Origin of the sequence: Campylobacter sp. RM19072, assembly GCF_024723485.1 — a bacterium.
In the GTDB taxonomy this organism is placed as follows: Bacteria; Campylobacterota; Campylobacteria; order Campylobacterales; family Campylobacteraceae; genus Campylobacter; species Campylobacter porcelli.
The window spans coordinates 1-402 of sequence record NZ_JANQCU010000066.1; the positions used below are offsets into that span (position 1 = coordinate 1).

1 protein-coding gene is annotated in these 402 nt (G+C 32.1%); it reads left to right on the plus strand.

The window, feature by feature from the left end:
• Nucleotides 1-177: 177 nt before the first annotated feature.
• On the plus strand, nucleotides 178-402 hold a 225-nt coding region (locus CSUIS19072_RS08470; RefSeq protein ID WP_442863300.1), incomplete at its 3' end, for a flagellin N-terminal helical domain-containing protein.

Genomic DNA, 402 nt, shown 5'->3' on the forward strand with positions numbered 1-402 from the left:
AATTTAAGCCAAATTTAATGAAAATTTGAAAAATTTATATTAAATTTGCACTTTTTTTAAAAAAAGTGTTAAATTCCCCCCCCCCCATATAAACAATTTAATCTACCTTGCGATATAATCAAATAAGCCTAAGCAAAGGATTAAGCTTAAGGCAAATTTCTTTTAAAAGGATATAATATGAGTTTTAGAATAAACACTAACATAGCAGCTATGAATGCTCATGCTAACTCAGTAGTAAATGATAGAGCTCTTAGTAGCTCACTAGGTCGCCTTAGCTCTGGTCTTAGGATACAAACAGCAGCTGATGATGCCTCAGGTCTTGTTATAGCTGATAGCTTAAAATCTCAAGCAAATTCTCTAGGTCAAGCTATATCTAATGGTAATGATGCTATAGGTATAGTT